This window comes from Planktosalinus sp., assembly GCF_059864935.1.
The window spans coordinates 1-1,090 of the sequence record NZ_JCBCCK010000289.1 but is presented as its reverse complement, the minus strand read 5'-3'; the positions used below and the strand labels follow the sequence as shown (position 1 = coordinate 1,090).

At 44.9% G+C, this 1,090-nt stretch carries 1 protein-coding gene; it reads right to left on the bottom strand.

Going from position 1 to position 1,090, the window contains the following annotated elements; genetic code table 11:
* Positions 1-49: 49 nt before the first annotated feature.
* Positions 50-1,090 (bottom strand): PKD domain-containing protein (locus AC6F75_RS09570; RefSeq protein WP_500714786.1); only part of this gene is annotated, 1,041 nt, incomplete at its 5' end.

The window sequence follows — 1,090 nt, the reverse complement described above, 5'->3', positions numbered from 1 at the left end:
GTGGTTTCATTTTTTTAATGTTTTATAGTGAATAGGGGGTGTGTTATTTTTATTGCTTTTCTATGTTGTTTGATGGCGGAAGGGGGTCAAAAAATTCAATGAACACATTGTCTATGCGCTTAGTGATGCAGCCGTGCCTGTTCTCAACATCCAGGACATACTCGCCGGGTTTTGTGACTGTAAGCATCCCCGTGCTGTTTGTGATTGTAGTACCCTTATATCTCCAGTGGTAAAGTGTGGGCACACTGAGATTGCTCAGTGATGCATAGTGCAAAATAATGCTATCGCCTTTATAATATTTTTGTTGGGGCCCAATTATATAGCCTTCCATATTAGCATCTTCTATCAGTATGGGGTGTGATGAAATTGATTGACATCCATTTTGGTCTGTGATTGTTAAAGTTACAACATAAACACCCCTGCTACCAAACACTCGTGCCGTATTGGGCAGGGAATTGAAAGCGGCATCATCAAAACTCCAAAGGTAGGTGTGGTTTGGGTTGTGGTTTTTTATTGTAAATTCCACAGGGGTGCCCACGCAGGCCCGGGCAGGTGCAATGATCAGTTGTTCCGGCTTGCAATCTGTTGTAGATATGGTTTTCATACTATCCGGCGATTGCTGCACGGTGACTTGAAAACTTTCAAAATAGAGCTGCCCACATTTTTCCACTTTTACCATCACAGTGGCTATAGTGGGGGCTGATACATTGTTCCAAAGAATTTTTATCTGGTCTTTATGGTCTATGTTTACAACGCTTCCCAAAAAGTCAGGGCTTATGGTCCAGGTGTACTTGTCGCCTTCGGTTTCGTCCACACTATAAGTCTCATAAGTACTGGAACGCACCGTGGTAGGGCCGGAAATCTGGAAATCCACTTCCATTGGCCGTACTGTTATTTCAACCCAAGATGAATAACTCTTGCCGTCCTGGTTGCGGGCCCTTACTTTATAGGGGCCTGTGGGATTGCTTATAAAGGCCACCGCTATCGTTTGACCGGGGTTGCCGTTTATGATTACCCCATTGTCCACTTCCCAATAAGTGGTTGTGCCCGGCTGCGGAATGTCTGGCGAGCTAAAAGCAACAGGCACACC